Source organism: Escherichia albertii NBRC 107761 = DSM 17582 (genome assembly GCF_000759775.1).
Classification (GTDB): Bacteria; Pseudomonadota; Gammaproteobacteria; order Enterobacterales; family Enterobacteriaceae; genus Escherichia; species Escherichia albertii.
The window spans coordinates 1-15315 of the sequence record NZ_BBMY01000121.1; the positions used below are offsets into that span (position 1 = coordinate 1).

General features: G+C 49.5%; 15 protein-coding genes and 2 tRNA genes. 7 read left to right on the forward strand and 10 right to left on the reverse strand.

Annotation, left to right across the window (positions count from 1 at the left end; all coding sequences use genetic code 11):
* Positions 1-100: 100 nt before the first annotated feature.
* On the reverse strand, positions 101-190 hold the full coding sequence (gene cydH, locus EA14781_RS18060) for a cytochrome bd-I accessory subunit CydH (RefSeq protein ID WP_000102278.1): 90 nt from the start codon (positions 188-190) through the stop codon (positions 101-103).
* A 298-nt stretch (positions 191-488) separates the two neighbouring features.
* Here cydH and purR point away from each other — a divergent pair, with 298 nt between their 5' ends.
* Positions 489-1514 (forward strand): HTH-type transcriptional repressor PurR, encoded by a 1026-nt coding sequence (gene purR / locus EA14781_RS18065; RefSeq protein WP_000190979.1) that lies wholly within the window; start codon positions 489-491, stop codon positions 1512-1514.
* On the opposite strand, the gene punR is transcribed toward purR, so the two are convergent.
* On the reverse strand, positions 1511-2443 hold the full coding sequence (punR, locus tag EA14781_RS18070) for a DNA-binding transcriptional activator PunR (RefSeq protein WP_000269485.1): 933 nt from the start codon (positions 2441-2443) through the stop codon (positions 1511-1513). The genes purR and punR overlap by 4 nt on opposite strands.
* Before the next feature lie 112 nt (positions 2444-2555).
* On the opposite strand from punR, the gene punC reads away from it, so the two are divergent.
* Positions 2556-3767 (forward strand): purine nucleoside transporter PunC, encoded by a 1212-nt coding sequence (punC, locus tag EA14781_RS18075; protein ID WP_001182373.1) that lies wholly within the window; start codon positions 2556-2558, stop codon positions 3765-3767.
* A 291-nt stretch (positions 3768-4058) separates the two neighbouring features.
* Entirely contained in the window at positions 4059-5207 is a 1149-nt protein-coding gene (cfa, locus tag EA14781_RS18080) for a cyclopropane fatty acyl phospholipid synthase (RefSeq protein ID WP_000098884.1), read from the forward strand.
* A 45-nt stretch (positions 5208-5252) separates the two neighbouring features.
* On the opposite strand, the gene EA14781_RS18085 is transcribed toward cfa, so the two are convergent.
* Complete coding sequence (locus EA14781_RS18085) at positions 5253-5894, reverse strand: riboflavin synthase (RefSeq protein ID WP_000493957.1); 642 nt, start codon at positions 5892-5894, stop codon at positions 5253-5255.
* 215 nt (positions 5895-6109) lie between these two features.
* Here EA14781_RS18085 and mdtK point away from each other — a divergent pair, with 215 nt between their 5' ends.
* On the forward strand, positions 6110-7483 hold the full coding sequence (gene mdtK, locus EA14781_RS18090) for a multidrug efflux MATE transporter MdtK (RefSeq protein ID WP_001174928.1): 1374 nt from the start codon (positions 6110-6112) through the stop codon (positions 7481-7483).
* A 39-nt stretch (positions 7484-7522) separates the two neighbouring features.
* Here the strand turns inward: mdtK and EA14781_RS18095 are convergent, their stop codons facing one another.
* Positions 7523-8779 (reverse strand): AIDA repeat-containing protein, encoded by a 1257-nt coding sequence (locus EA14781_RS18095; protein WP_000534230.1) that lies wholly within the window; start codon positions 8777-8779, stop codon positions 7523-7525.
* A gap of 298 nt (positions 8780-9077) precedes the next feature.
* Here EA14781_RS18095 and EA14781_RS18100 point away from each other — a divergent pair.
* From EA14781_RS18100 to EA14781_RS18110, 3 genes are all read left to right on the forward strand, one after another.
* Positions 9078-9154 (forward strand) — tRNA-Val (locus EA14781_RS18100).
* Positions 9155-9158: 4 nt separating this feature from the next.
* A tRNA-Val gene (locus EA14781_RS18105) sits at positions 9159-9235 on the forward strand.
* A gap of 108 nt (positions 9236-9343) precedes the next feature.
* Positions 9344-9649, forward strand: coding sequence for a monooxygenase (locus EA14781_RS18110; RefSeq protein WP_000212669.1), 306 nt, complete (start codon positions 9344-9346; stop codon positions 9647-9649).
* Between the two features lie 63 nt (positions 9650-9712).
* On the opposite strand, the gene ydhT is transcribed toward EA14781_RS18110, so the two are convergent.
* From ydhT to EA14781_RS18140, 6 genes are all read right to left on the reverse strand, one after another.
* The gene (gene ydhT / locus EA14781_RS18115) at positions 9713-10525 is read right to left on the reverse strand and encodes a protein YdhT (protein WP_024164802.1); all 813 of its coding nucleotides are present in this window, start codon (positions 10523-10525) and stop codon (positions 9713-9715) included.
* Between the two features lie 3 nt (positions 10526-10528).
* Positions 10529-11278 carry a thiosulfate reductase cytochrome B subunit gene (phsC, locus tag EA14781_RS18120; protein ID WP_001070021.1) on the reverse strand — a complete coding sequence of 250 codons (750 nt, stop codon included), beginning with the start codon at positions 11276-11278 and terminating at the stop codon, positions 10529-10531.
* A complete protein-coding gene (locus EA14781_RS18125; RefSeq protein WP_000011155.1) occupies positions 11275-11943 on the reverse strand; it encodes a 4Fe-4S dicluster domain-containing protein in 669 nt (222 codons plus the stop codon). The genes phsC and EA14781_RS18125 overlap by 4 nt, the downstream gene beginning before the upstream one ends.
* A gap of 63 nt (positions 11944-12006) precedes the next feature.
* Positions 12007-12657, reverse strand: a complete 651-nt coding sequence (locus tag EA14781_RS18130; RefSeq protein ID WP_000509962.1) for a YdhW family putative oxidoreductase system protein — start codon at positions 12655-12657, stop codon at positions 12007-12009.
* A 12-nt stretch (positions 12658-12669) separates the two neighbouring features.
* Positions 12670-14772, reverse strand: coding sequence for an aldehyde ferredoxin oxidoreductase (locus EA14781_RS18135; protein WP_001273567.1), 2103 nt, complete (start codon positions 14770-14772; stop codon positions 12670-12672).
* 20 nt (positions 14773-14792) lie between these two features.
* The coding region (locus EA14781_RS18140; RefSeq protein WP_042326906.1) for a ferredoxin-like protein at positions 14793-15315 on the reverse strand (523 nt) is incomplete at its 5' end.

Below are 15315 nucleotides of genomic sequence, written 5' to 3' on the forward strand. Positions count from 1 at the left end.
CCCAAACATCAGCAGTAACAAAACCATTAACTGAACGCTCGGTCATTTTGCTAACAAAGGAAAGAGGATGTGAGGGAACATAAGCTCCCTCGGGAGGAAATCAGTGCAGCGCGGCTGTCAGACCCACGGCCACGATCAAACCCAGAACGATAATAGTTGTTACCAGTGAAAATTTAAGGTCGGTGCTCATCAAGTTTTCTCCTTTCTTATTACCCCACAAAAAGTGATATTACGCATTTTTACACACTGCGATAAAAAAATCTCCCGGCATTTATTATGATAAGTGCTTTTACCACTTCCCCTTTTCGTCAAGATCGGCCAAAATTCCACGCTTATACTATTTGCGTACTGGCCATTGACCCCTTTCTGACGCTCCGTGTCGTTTTTTCGGCGTACCGCAACATTTTTGTTGTGCGTAAGGTGTGTAAAGGCAAACGTTTACCTTGCGATTTTGCAGGAGCTGAAGTTAGGGTCTGGAGTGAAATGGAATGGCAACAATAAAAGATGTAGCGAAACGAGCAAACGTTTCCACTACAACTGTATCACACGTAATTAACAAAACACGTTTCGTCGCTGAAGAAACGCGCAATGCCGTGTGGGCAGCGATTAAAGAATTACACTATTCCCCTAGCGCGGTGGCGCGTAGCCTGAAGGTTAACCACACCAAGTCTATCGGTTTGCTGGCGACCAGCAGCGAAGCGGCCTATTTTGCCGAAATTATTGAAGCAGTTGAAAAAAATTGCTTCCAGAAAGGCTATACCCTGATTCTGGGTAATGCGTGGAACAATCTTGAGAAACAGCGTGCCTATCTGTCGATGATGGCGCAAAAACGCGTTGATGGCCTTCTGGTCATGTGTTCTGAGTATCCAGAACCGCTACTGGCAATGCTGGAAGAGTACCGTCATATTCCGATGGTGGTGATGGACTGGGGGGAAGCAAAAGCAGATTTTACCGATGCGGTCATCGATAACGCGTTTGAAGGCGGCTACATGGCTGGACGCTATCTGATTGAACGCGGCCATCGCGAAATCGGCGTTATTCCTGGCCCTCTGGAGCGCAACACCGGTGCTGGCCGTCTGGCTGGCTTTATGAAGGCAATGGAAGAAGCCATGATCAAGGTACCGGAAAACTGGATTGTACAAGGTGACTTTGAACCGGAATCCGGTTATCGCGCCATGCAGCAAATCCTGTCGCAATCACACCGCCCTACTGCCGTCTTCTGTGGTGGCGATATTATGGCGATGGGCGCACTCTGCGCCGCTGACGAAATGGGTCTGCGCGTGCCGCAGGATGTTTCGCTGATCGGTTATGATAATGTGCGCAACGCTCGTTATTTTACCCCGGCGTTGACCACTATCCATCAGCCGAAAGATTCACTGGGTGAAACGGCATTCAACATGCTGTTGGATCGTATCGTCAACAAACGCGAAGAACCGCAGTCCATTGAAGTTCATCCACGCCTTATTGAACGCCGCTCCGTAGCTGACGGCCCGTTCCGCGACTACCGTCGCTAATCGTTCACTACGGGAGCCTCTTCCGGTTCCCGTAGCCACTCCTTATTAAGAGTCTCGCTGTCCCCCAGATAGTCCAGCAGCCAGGTCAATGCTGGTGACATATCATTCTGCTGCCAGGTCAGACAACATGCCGAATCAGGGAATGGATTTTCCAGTTCCAGTGCTACCCATTTCTCCTCGTTAAGCCACGGTTTGGCGAAATGCGTCGGCACCATGCCAATACACAATCCAGCGGAAATACACGTTGCTGACGACTCCCAGTCAGGCACTACAAGTCTTTTTTGGTTATCCAGCAGCCAGGTAATACGTTTTGGCAACGTTCGTGAGGTGTCCTCGCGCACCAATGACGGCCAATTGCGCAACGTATCATCGCTGAACGGCCCCGCCATAGACGCCAGTGGATGATGGCTGGCGACAACGCAACTCCAGCTTAACATCCCCATATCACGGAAGGCATAACGTCCCCCGACCGGAATCGCTCGTGTCGCGCCAATCGCCAGTTCGACACGCCCGTCGGAAAGCGCATCCCAGACGCCATTAAATACCTCCTGAAAAACCAGAAGCTCGACGTCATCAAAGTGGCGATAAAAATCAACGATCAACTGACGAGTACGCTCTGGCCTGACAATATTATCCACCGCGATGGCTAACTGTCCGCGCCAGCCGTTGGCAATTTGCTGACATTGCTGGCGGGTGATCTGCATTTTTTTGACAACAGAACGCCCCTCTTTTAAAAACCACGCTCCGGCAGCGGTCAATTCCACATCACGGTGACGGCGCTCAAAAAGCGGCACCGCCAGCCACTCCTCCAGTTGACGCACGGTATAGCTGACAGCGGAAGGAACGCGATGCAACTCCTGGGCTGCAGCGCTAAAACTGCCATTTCGCGCTACCGCATCAACAACTTCGAGAGAATATTCTGACCACATAGTTTGCCTGCAAAATTTTTGAAACCAGTCATCAAATATTACCGTTTCACAACAGGAATTTCACTCCCTACACTTTGCGGCGGTGTTTAATTGAGGAATTTAGAGAATATACATGCAACCTGGGAAAAGATTTTTAGTCTGGCTGGCGGGTTTGAGCGTACTCGGTTTTCTGGCAACCGATATGTATCTGCCCGCTTTTGCCGCCATTCAGGCCGATCTGCAAACGCCTGCGTCTGCCGTCAGTGCCAGCCTTAGTCTGTTCCTTGCTGGTTTCGCCGCTGCCCAGCTTCTATGGGGGCCGCTCTCTGACCGTTATGGTCGTAAGCCCGTGTTACTAATCGGTTTAACGATTTTTGCTCTGGGTAGTTTAGGCATGCTGTGGGTAGAAAACGCCGCCACCCTGCTGGTATTGCGTTTTGTACAGGCTGTTGGGGTCTGTGCCGCGGCAGTTATCTGGCAAGCATTGGTGACGGACTACTATCCTTCACAAAAAGTGAATCGCATTTTTGCAACCATCATGCCGCTGGTTGGGCTTTCTCCTGCTCTGGCGCCTCTGTTAGGTAGCTGGTTGTTGGTTCATTTCTCCTGGCAGGCCATTTTCGCCACCCTGTTTGCTATTACCGTGGTGCTGATTTTGCCTATTTTCTGGCTTAAACCCACCACGAAAACGCGTAATAATAGCCAGGATTCGCTGACCTTTACCGATCTGCTGCGTTCTAAAATCTATCGTGGAAACGTGCTGATTTATGCAGCCTGTTCAGCCAGTTTTTTTGCGTGGCTAACCGGTTCTCCGTTCATTCTTAGCGAGATGGGCTACAGCCCGGCGGTCATTGGTTTAAGTTATGTCCCGCAAACTATCGCGTTTCTGATTGGTGGTTATGGCTGTCGTGCAGCATTGCAGAAATGGCAAGGCAAGCAACTGTTACCATGGCTGTTGGTACTGTTTGCTGTCAGCGTTGTGGCAACCTGGGCTGCTGGCTTCATTAGCCATGTTTCACTGGCCGAAATTCTGATCCCATTCTGTGTGATGGCTGTTGCCAATGGCGCGATCTACCCGATTGTTGTCGCCCGGGCGCTGCGTCCCTTCCCACATGCAACCGGACGCGCTGCAGCACTGCAAAATACACTGCAACTGGGACTGTGCTTCCTCGCAAGTCTGGTGGTTTCCTGGCTTATTAGCGTCAGTACGCCGTTATTTACCACCACCAGCGTGATGTTAGCAACGGTGGCCCTGGTTGGCCTGGGCTATATGATGCAACGTCGCGAAGAACCTGACTGTCAACCTCATGGCAGCACCGAAGCTGCGCATAGCGAATCGCATTGATCTATATCGATATCTTTATGGTTAGGCTGCTAACAAAATTTTGTTGTATAATTGAAATTAGCGGCCTATACTAAATTCCGGTTGTTAAGATTACGATAAATATTATGTTTTTACGGGGACAGGAGTGTTCCCGACTCACTATGGATGGTCATTTCGGCAAGGGTTCCTCCTTTCCCTCTGTTCTACGTCGGATTATAGACTCGCGGTTTTTTTCTGCGGGATTTCTCACAAAGCCAAAAAAGCGTCTACGCTGTTTTAAGGTTCTGATCACCGACCAGTGATGGAGAAACTATGAGTTCATCGTGTATAGAAGAAGTCAGTGTACCGGATGACAACTGGTATCGTATCGCCAACGAATTACTCAGCCGTGCAGGCATTGCGATTAACGGCCCTGCCCCGGCAGATATTCGTGTTAAAAACCCCGATTTTTTTAAACGCGTTCTGCAGGAAGGTTCGCTGGGGTTAGGCGAAAGTTATATGGATGGCTGGTGGGAATGTGACCGACTGGATATGTTTTTTAGCAAGGTCTTACGCGCAGGTCTCGAAAACCAACTCCCTCATCATTTCAAGGACACATTACGCATCGCTGCCGCGCGTCTCTTCAATCTACAAAGTAAAAAACGTGCCTGGATAGTCGGTAAAGAGCATTACGATCTTGGCAATGATTTATTCAGCCGTATGCTGGACCCCTTCATGCAGTATTCCTGCGCTTACTGGAAAGATGCCGATAATCTGGAATCTGCCCAGCAAGCGAAGCTCAAAATGATCTGTGAAAAGTTACAGTTAAAACCGGGCATGCGTGTGCTGGATATTGGCTGTGGCTGGGGCGGACTGGCGCACTATATGGCGTCCAAATATGACGTGAGCGTGGTTGGCGTCACGATTTCTGCTGAACAGCAGAAAATGGCCCAGGAGCGCTGCAAAGGTCTGGATGTCACCATTTTGCTGCAAGATTATCGTGATCTGAACGATCAATTTGACCGCATTGTTTCTGTTGGGATGTTCGAGCACGTCGGACCGAAGAATTACGATACCTATTTTGAGGTTGTGGATCGTAATCTGAAGCCGGAGGGTATTTTCCTGCTGCATACTATCGGGTCGAAAAAAACAGATCTAAATGTTGATCCATGGATTAATAAATATATTTTTCCGAACGGTTGCCTGCCATCTGTTCGACAGATTGCACGCGCCAGCGAACCTCACTTTGTGATGGAAGACTGGCATAACTTCGGCGCCGACTATGACACCACATTAATGGCCTGGTATGAGCGATTCCTCGCTGCATGGCCTGAAATTGCTGATAATTACAGTGAACGCTTTAAACGAATGTTTACCTATTATCTGAATGCTTGCGCAGGCGCTTTCCGTGCGCGTGATATTCAGCTCTGGCAGGTGGTGTTCTCTCGCGGGGTTGAAAACGGCCTCCGTGTCGCACGCTAAGCGTTATTTTATCGCCCCCGCTCTGGGGGCGATTTCATCTTAAAGTCAGGCTTCAGTATCCGGCTGATTCATAGCGTTTTCCCGCGCCGCCAGTACACGTTCCACCGTATCCACCACCGCCTGGGTTTGCGGATCGATTTCGATGTTGACCCGTGCGCCAAGTTTTTTCTTACCGAGCGTAGTACGTTCCAGCGTTTCTGGAATTAAATGCACGCAGAAACGGGTTGGCGTCACTTCGCCTACCGTCAGACTAATACCGTCGATACCAATAAATCCTTTATACAGGATATATTTCATCAATTGCGTATCTTGCACTTTGAACCAGATCTGACGATTATTTTCCGAAGTTAATATTTTCGTTACTTCTGCGGTGGTCATAATATGACCTGACATTAAATGCCCGCCAATTTCATCGCTGAATTTAGCCGCGCGTTCCACGTTTACCCAATCTCCAACCTTTAAATCACCAAGATTGGTAATCCGCAACGTTTCTTTCATCAGATCAAAACTGATGCGGTTGCCATTAATTTCCGTTACGGTCAGGCAACAACCGTTATGCGCCACAGACGCCCCCGTCTCCAGTCCATTCAGCATATGGTCGGGTAACTCCACCACATGGGTACGAAAATTGGGTTTCTCATCTATCGACACCAGTTTAGCGGTGCCCTGCACAATCCCCGTAAACATACTTACAACTCCTGAATTCAGTTAAGATATTCTGTTCAGCACAATAGCAGGTGGAAAACGCCCTTACCAGTGAAGGGATCAGAATGGCTATTTTTTCACTGGAGAATTAATAAATCCTCGCTACAATAGACCGGAATTCCCCTGCTTCTTCTTTTTGCTGCCCATTCAGGCGGCTTTTTAGTCTCTCATATAACAACAATATAAAAGGTGTTTACGTGCAGAAGTATATCAATGAAGCGCGTCTGTTATTAGCATTAGCTATCCCGGTGATTCTCGCGCAAATCGCCCAAACCGCGATGGGTTTTGTCGATACCGTTATGGCTGGCGGCTATAGCGCTACCGACATGGCGGCGGTTGCTATCGGTACCTCTATCTGGCTTCCGGCAATTCTTTTTGGTCATGGCCTGTTGCTGGCGTTAACGCCGGTCATTGCCCAACTAAATGGTTCCGGGCGACGTGAACGTATTGCGCATCAGGTGCGACAAGGCTTCTGGCTGGCTGGCTTTGTTTCCGTACTCATTATGCTGGTGCTGTGGAATGCGGGCTATATTATCCGCTCTATGCAAAATATCGATCCAGCGCTGGCAGACAAAGCGGTAGGTTATCTGCGTGCGTTGCTGTGGGGCGCGCCTGGCTACCTGTTTTTCCAGGTCGCACGTAACCAGTGCGAGGGACTGGCAAAAACCAAACCAGGGATGGTGATGGGCTTTATTGGCCTGCTGGTTAACATTCCGGTGAACTATATCTTTATCTATGGCCATTTTGGCATGCCGGAACTCGGCGGCGTCGGTTGTGGCGTAGCAACTGCGGCTGTTTACTGGGTGATGTTCCTCGCCATGCTTTCCTACATTAAACACGCACGCTCAATGCGTGATATTCGTAACGAAACAGGTACCGCCAGACCTGATCCGGCAGTAATGAAACGACTGGTACAACTTGGTTTACCTATTGCGCTGGCGCTATTCTTTGAAGTGACGCTGTTTGCGGTAGTGGCACTGTTGGTATCTCCGCTCGGTATTGTTGATGTGGCAGGCCATCAGATTGCCCTGAACTTCAGCTCGCTGATGTTCGTTCTGCCAATGTCGCTGGCGGCGGCGGTTACTATCCGCGTAGGTTACCGTCTGGGTCAGGGTTCGACATCAGATGCACAAACCGCCGCACGGACCGGGCTTATGGTTGGCGTTTGTATGGCGACGCTAACAGCGATCTTTACTGTATCACTGCGGGAGCAAATCGCCCTGCTGTATAACGATAATCCTGAAGTTGTAACGCTGGCAGCGCATTTAATGTTGCTGGCGGCGGTGTATCAGATTTCTGATTCTATACAGGTAATTGGCAGCGGGATTTTGCGTGGTTATAAAGATACGCGTTCTATTTTCTATATCACCTTTATCGCGTATTGGGTGTTGGGCCTGCCGAGCGGCTACATTCTGGCACTGACCGATCTGGTGGTTAAACCAATGGGACCTGCAGGTTTCTGGATCGGCTTTATCATCGGTCTGACGTCGGCGGCCATTATGATGATGTTGCGTATGCGTTTCCTGCAACGTTTGCCGTCAGCAACGATTCTGCAACGCGCAGCTCGCTAATAAAGACAGGCGCAATCGGCAACGATTGCGCCTTATTTTTTACGCAGGCTGGAGAGTAGCGCCAATACCGTCTGCATCCGGCTGCAATTTATGCGCGGCGCAGATAGGTTGCCGGCTGGCGTCTGTTATTTCAACGTGAATATTGCCGCTCACTTCCCCTTTCACACCAATGAACTCTGGTGAAATCTCTTTCGCACTGGTTTGCAGGCAAACCGTTCCTTTTCCGCGCAGGCGTTTCACTTTCAATTGCACACGCGTTGCCGCCGAAGTGATCAGCCACACCGTTCCATCATCAAGATTTAACTCACCAACACGAAAAGTGACATCGTCACCTTTTACCGTACTTCCGTCGAGAATCAACACACCGCCCTGCTGGACTGTCACTGTTGACTGCTGTAAGTCAGCGCCGTAACCGATAATCAAAGAGCTCCCCTCTTGTACGGTAACGCTGCCCATTAACTCAACCGGCGCACAATCTTCTTCTACGACAAACTTATCGTCTGCGCTGGTCGGTGACATCACAATCACTGTGCCGCCCTTGATTGCCGCGTTTTCCAGCGTTCCGGCATGAATTTCAACCCGACCTCCGGCGTTAACGGTCAGATCTTTAGTCTTACCAGAGCTATAGAGCTGTAGGCCATCCGTTCCCAGGCGATAAACCGCTCCGTTTTCAACATTCGTATTTTGGTCTTCGCCCCCCAGATTATTCATAGCGCCGCTCGTAAGGCTTGTATTACTGGCTCTTCCTGCCAGCATAAAGACGCCGCCGTGATTAATCTCACAATTGATGGCCTCCCCGCCTGGGTAAACCAGCAATTCACCGCCGTCATCTACCACGGCTGCAAACGTTGTCCCGTTGACCAGCAGACCACCGCCCTGGTCGAGGATGATTTTTTCTGCCCGGTGACCAGTCAGAACACGTAAATTACCGCCATTTTCCAGCAATAAACCGCAGGCATAGCCTTGATCAACGCTAAACTCACCTTCAGGATGGCGACCATTAACAGTGGCAAGCGTTGAGAGGCTTAATGCCCCACAGTCAGACTGGACGATATCAGTAGCAATTGCGCCATCATTTACGGACAACGTGCCATCATTGGCATATTGCGTACCTTTGGCAACACCGCCGGCTTCCACTTTCAGCCAACCGGCGCCAGTTACTACAGTGTTTTCTGCTCTTCCGCCCGCCTCGACAATCAACTCGCCATCGGTAAGTTGAGTCGCACTAATAACTTCGCCAGCATGAACAATGTGCACTTTCCCATCGCTCATCAAATTTTTTGCATCAGATCCCATGATTTATTCCTTTGCTGCATCTGTGTGCCCTTATCGCTAACTAAGTGTAAAGGCTATGACGGATTAATCCACGATAGAATTGAGATCGTGGCCCCCCCTGCATACATCCAGATGAGCGAAGTATTTGATAGCAGCAAATGTAAATATAACTCTGAGCCCCCCTTGAAAATCAACAAAATATAGCCAATTTGCTTAAAAGCTCTGCAAACGGTCGAAATACCGAAGAAAATTACATTTTGCCTCTTGCCACCTTCCCACTCTGTCGCTAATATTCGTCCCCGTTGTCACCTACAACGTTGCGTTCATAGCTCAGCTGGTTAGAGCACCACCTTGACATGGTGGGGGTCGTTGGTTCGAGTCCAATTGAACGCACCATATTGCGTCCGTAGCTCAGTTGGTTAGAGCACCACCTTGACATGGTGGGGGTCGGTGGTTCGAGTCCACTCGGACGCACCAGATTATCTTAGTCTGGTCTCCTCTTCTTTTTCCTCTATTTATCTTCTGTATTCAACGCGTTAAAAGATTTACACTGTTTCTGTATGTGTTATCAGAAGGAAAATAGCAATGGCAACTTTATTACAACTTCACTTTGCCTTTAATGGCCCCTTTGGCGACGAAATGGCAGAACAGCTTAAACCGCTTGCCGAATCGATTAACCAGGAACCCGGTTTCTTGTGGAAGGTGTGGACGGAAAGTGAGAAAAACCACGAAGCCGGAGGGATCTATCTTTTTACTGATGAGAAAAGCGCTCTTGCCTATCTGGACAAACATACAGCCCGCCTGAAACATCTCGGCGTCAATGAAGTGATTGCCAAAGTGTTTGACGTCAATACGTCATTGAGTCAAATCAATCAGGCAAAGCTCTCCTGATCTTTTCCCCGACAACCTTGTTATGTCCTGGCGCTGACGGTTTGCCCAGGAATTGAGGAGATATCAGCACTCAACAAACTGATGCTGCTCATTGAGGCGGTAGCGGACTCCGGCGCGAATATTATCCTCGCCTTCGATGGCAACAGCGAAGCGAACTCTTTCCCCGTCATGATATGCCAGCGCTGCACTGCCGCCCGGTCCGAGAATAATTGAGTCCACCGAGCCCGTGCTGACAACTGTTGAATTTTCACCACTGGCAATGATGTGGACATTGTCACCGCTATTGGCAATCTTCGCGCTAGCGCCAAAACTGACTATCTGCACCATATCGCCATTACTGGCGATATGGCACCGTTCACCCAATGTGCATACGCGTACCCGCATTCCGCTGTTCGCAATACGGCTACTGTCTCCGGCACTGCTGATCCGTGTTGAATTACCCGCCACCGCCACGCGAGCACGTTCTCCTGAACTACCAATATGGCTGTTAAAGCCCACACTGCCCATCCGCACGCTATAACCCATACTGGCAATTTGCGCTGCATACCCTGCGGTAACTATTCTGACGTTATCGTCGCAACATCCTGTTCGGGCGTTATCATCCGCACTGGCAAACTGACCGCAAAATACATTTTCCTCAGGCTCGTTAGCCAACTTTTGCATCGCGAAAATATCCTGACGGGCAAAATTTTCGTCCGTCAGCCATTTTTTCCATGCGTACTCAACCAGACTATCCGCCCAGTCAGTAAAGCCTTCAGCGATCAGCGCATGGTGAATATCGGCATAACTTCCCCCCTCAGGGAAGCGACGTAGAAACCATCGGTACATTACTGCCCCGATGCACCACTCCCGTAGATCCGTTCGCGTAATGATCATCCGTTAATGCCGATGATAACCATCTACCATACATTTGAAGGTTTCGCCCGGTGTGCGTCCCGTCGTGCAAAGATAGAGATGGCCGAAGATAAAAAAGAAACTCATAAATGCCAGGGCAAAATGCGCTTGTAATAACCAGTATCTTACGCCGGGAAAAAGGCTGCCTACAGTTTGCGGATAGAGAGAAAGTAATCCCGTTAATAACAACAATGGCAATAGCCCATACATCACGCCCAAATAAGCCGCCTGTTGTAGCGGATTAAATTTAGACTGCACAGTCGCCGGAAAAGGATGTGACTCCCCCTGCATGATGCCAAACAAATAAAATCGCGTTTGTTTAACCACTCGTCCCAGCCAGCCCTGACGACGAATAATATAGTGATGACCATTACCGCCAACGGCATTAATCAGAACGAAGCCAAACCAACATACCAACAACAAAAACCCACAAACCTCATGAACCGCAACCAGACTTTTGACGACCGTAACGCTGACCAGTGCAAAATGGTTGATAAACCCACTCGCCAGCAGTAACAAAAAAAGTAACGCGTTCGACCAGTGCCATAATCTGACAGCCTTGCTGTAGAGATAAACCTTCTCACCATGATCAGAGGAAGGTTTCTTTACGCCACGGGCACGAAGCAAGGCATGCAATCCCAGCACCAGCCACACGGGCCAGAACTCCGCAGAAAACTGTGGCACATAGTTCGCTAACTGGCTCTGAAACTGTTCGGCATTTTGCGACGGGTTCATACATTTTCCTTTTTAATCAAATGTTGACCGAACCGACGATACAGATGCGGCTTTCCTGCGCCCGGCAGTTGATATTGATAGTATTTATTTTCCTGTAACCATGCCTGAATTTCTGGGCTATCTTCACGACCAAAGAGCAAGGCATGTTCCGGGCAAGCGCTGACACAAATGGGCGGAAAGCCTTTTGCCAGCCGGGTCTCGGCGCAGAAATCACATTTATCCGCCACTTTGGTCAACGGATTAAGGTATCGAACCTGATACGGACAAGCCCCAATACAATAACTACAGCCAATGCACTGCGATTTTTCCACTCGCACGATCCCTTGCTCATCGCGCCGCGATGCCCCTGTCGGGCAAACATCAATACAGGGAGCATCCTCACAGTGCTGACAGGACTGGCGAAAGAAATGATACAGCGTTTCGTTATTGTTATCGGTGACAGGAATATGTGCGATAGACAAACGGCTCCCTTGCGCCGGTACATGGTTCGTTTTGCGACATGCCCGGGCGCAAATATTACAACCATTGCATCGTGACTCATCGTGAATCATGGCGTACCGAACTTTTTCTGCTTGCCTGGCGTTCGCTAACAGAGACGGCGCTGATCCAGTAAAAAAGATTACTGTTCCCATCCCCAGAACAAATTTGCGTCGAGTGAAGGACATCTAATTATCCTCTAATGCTGTGGCTGCGACTGTCCACTCTGTCCATGATATCTCCCTGAAATCTCAGGGATTCTGAAACTGCTCAACCTCGAACCATTCGCATAAGCCATAAGCTTTGCCATAGCTCATAAACCGCTCGCTAAACAAGTACAATACTGCTGTCGATGACTCTACGTGACGTATATCAGCATATTCAGGGGCGATATCCATCGCAGAGAGTGCAGCGTCAATCTGCGCTTCCTGAAAGGAATATGGTGCTTGCATCAACATGGCTGCCTTGTATGGACGCGGATACGTCTGGCACTCAAAGCGAACTGCATGCGCAATGGCCCGACAGATGTCCTGCTCCACAACCTGCAGCAACATCGCGGTATAGTTTTCACTCATGGTCTGCGTGGAGTAGTAATAATCATCTTTGCTACCCGTCATACAGACGATATCCGCGTAGTCTGCATTCTGGCGTATGCTTTCCAGCAAAGCAGAAAGATCCTCTTCAGCAACCGAATATGGCGGCGACAGGAACATGGCGCGAGCAACCAGTTGACCCGCGACCGAATGCTGGCGGATAAACGCCGCCAGAATTTCGGTCGGCTCCGGCTCTGCTACGTCTTCGTCCACTGGGGCATCGGGCTGACGCATACTGTGCAACCATTGACGCTTAGCCTCATCAATTTCGCTAACTTCCTGTATCGGCAACACATCCTGATGGCCCATATCACCCATTCCTTATGCCGGTAGCAGGTTGTGCGCAGCCAGATCGGCGGCAATATCGTCCAGTCCCAATCGCTGCAATGTTTCCCGCGTTGGGCAACCCAGTTGCGGGTCCCAGCCCATTTCTTTGTAAAACAGCGTAAGCGAGTCGCGCATATCGTCCCGCTCCATTTTGTCAGTGCCTTCGGTAAACGCCGGAATCTGCGGATCTTTGTCGAATACCCATGAGCAGATAAGATCGTGCTCATTACGCATATCTTTGGTTTGCATCAGTTTCACCGTGTAGGCGCGATGTAGCGTAAAGATACGTTCAGCTGCTAAATCTAATTTTTCCTGGGTCATATCTTCGCCAGTAATCGCTTTGAAGAATTTTGCTTCAAGCGCAAGATCGCCCCGATAATTACGACTTTTCAACGGCGAAACAGTCATTGGCCAGACCCAGTTGCATAAGGTGACGGCATTGTGTAAACAAACGCGTAACAGCGACCACTTGGCATATTTAATTTTCGCGTCATTGACTGGCGTGTAGTTTTTGGTTTCATCATAGGCATCTTCAGAACCAAATAGCTCTTTTGCGACTTCACGTTGCAATTTCAACGGCAAACCGGAGCCAATAAAGTTGATGTGCGTGTGCGTTATGCAGTCACGGTTGAACATACAGTTAACGATAGAACCAACCTGCGCCAACGCCTCATTGGCATGGTGTACCGGATAGCCAAATGGCGACCAGAGTTTATTTTTGTCGTAGCTCCAATATTCTGCGCCTAAATTCCAGCGCTCCGCGATAGCATAAGAGCCATCGGCCAGGTGACTAAGCTCGCCGACGCGATGCGCCAGACGGTAATAAAAATCTTTAATGAAGTTAACGTCACCCGCTTCCAGTTGATCCCAGCGAATTTCCGCATACTCAGCGGCAGGAAGAACGCGTTTAAACACGCCTTTGCTGTAGCAATACGTAAAGTCACGGTGCAGTTGTCCGTAGTTACACCACAGGCCGTAGTCATCAAACAGATTCAGACCAACCAGATTACCAATGACGCGACCATCGTCTTTATCTTCAAAATCTTTGAGGCCATTTGGGAAGATAGTGGTATGGACAAAGTTGGCGACACAGGTATTACCGCCGGTACTGGGCACGCCGAACTCCTTAACCCGCGGAATGTTCATCTGGGTCATACAACGGATTGGACAAGAGTGACAGCCGCTCATTTTAACGGTGTATTTTTCTGCCGCCGGACCTAAATCAAAGACAGATTTATAGGTGCGGAAACCCACTGTATTCTGATTACCTGGCGGGATCTCGCCCGTTTCAATCGGCCCACCTTCCGCAGCGCCCCAAAACAGGCCCTTACGTGCCGTCCAGCGTGACTTGGGATCTGAATACTCAGCCCAGGATTGCGGCGTACTCGGCACCACATGGTTGTTATTAGCGCCGATAAGCTCGGTCATCATGTAGTCATTGAGGCGCTTCATTTCCTGACGATCGGCTATGTTGACCCCCTTTGTCCCTTCAACCGCAATCGCTTTCAGGTTTTTGGAGCCCATTATTGCGCCAGTTCCTGCGCCGCCACTGTGGTTACGACTATTCAGCATGCCAGAGAGCGGCACCAGGTTTTCTCCCGCCTGACCAATGGCCGCCACACAGGTTTCCTGGTTGGTTAAACGACAAATTTCCTCCGTGGTAGCCCGCGTCCCTTTCCCCCATAAGAAATCTGCTTTTTCGAGGGTGACGTTGTCATCTTTAATATTTAACCAGACGGGTGATTTCGCTTTACCTTCAATAATAATAACGTCGTATCCGGCGAATTTCATTTGCGCGGCAAAAAATCCCCCCATATGGGCGTCAACGACTAAATTACCTTTGGTAAACGTAGAAAGTGAGGTGATATTTACACGTGAGCTACAAGGTGCGCCGGAGCCCGTTAATGGTCCCGTAGCAAAGACTAATTTATTTGCTTCATCGAAAGGTTTGGTGCCGGGCGGCACTTCGTCATACATAATTTTGTAGCCAAAGCCCATACCACCGACAAAATTTTTAAACTTACTGGAATCTTCGCGGGTAATATTTCCTGTCGTGAGATTGACCCTTAATATATTGCCTGTCCAACCGTTAGCCATGATGTTTTCCTTTGCAAGATTCACACAGTAATATCTTTCCACTCAATAATTTTTAACGCCCCTGTCGGACAGGCATTTGCGCATTCACCGCATAACACGCATTTCGACGATTTTTTAGTTTCAGTATTTACGGTAGCCATCATCCACGGACACGCAGTGGTACAGGCGCTACAACCAATGCAACGTTTATGATCGACGGTTATACATCCCTCTTCCTGCTGCCAGGTAATCGCACCAATCGGGCAAACCTTCAGGCATTGCAGATCTTTACACTGGCGGCAGGTGTCAGCGGTATAGTTCAGATCGCCATACAGGCCGCCCCCAGAACCAGGCCCTTTATCGCCAAAGAAAAAATTACGATGGATTTTGATACGGGAGAAAAAGGTGCCAACCGCGCCATCGTTAAAGTTTGTGCACGAGATTTCACAGCGATGGCAACCCGTGCAGCGCGCTCGCTGGGTAACCAGAACCCCTTTAGGGGTGTTTATTAAACCTACAGTGCCGCTATCGACATCTTCCTGTTTGCAGCCTAAAAGTGACAGG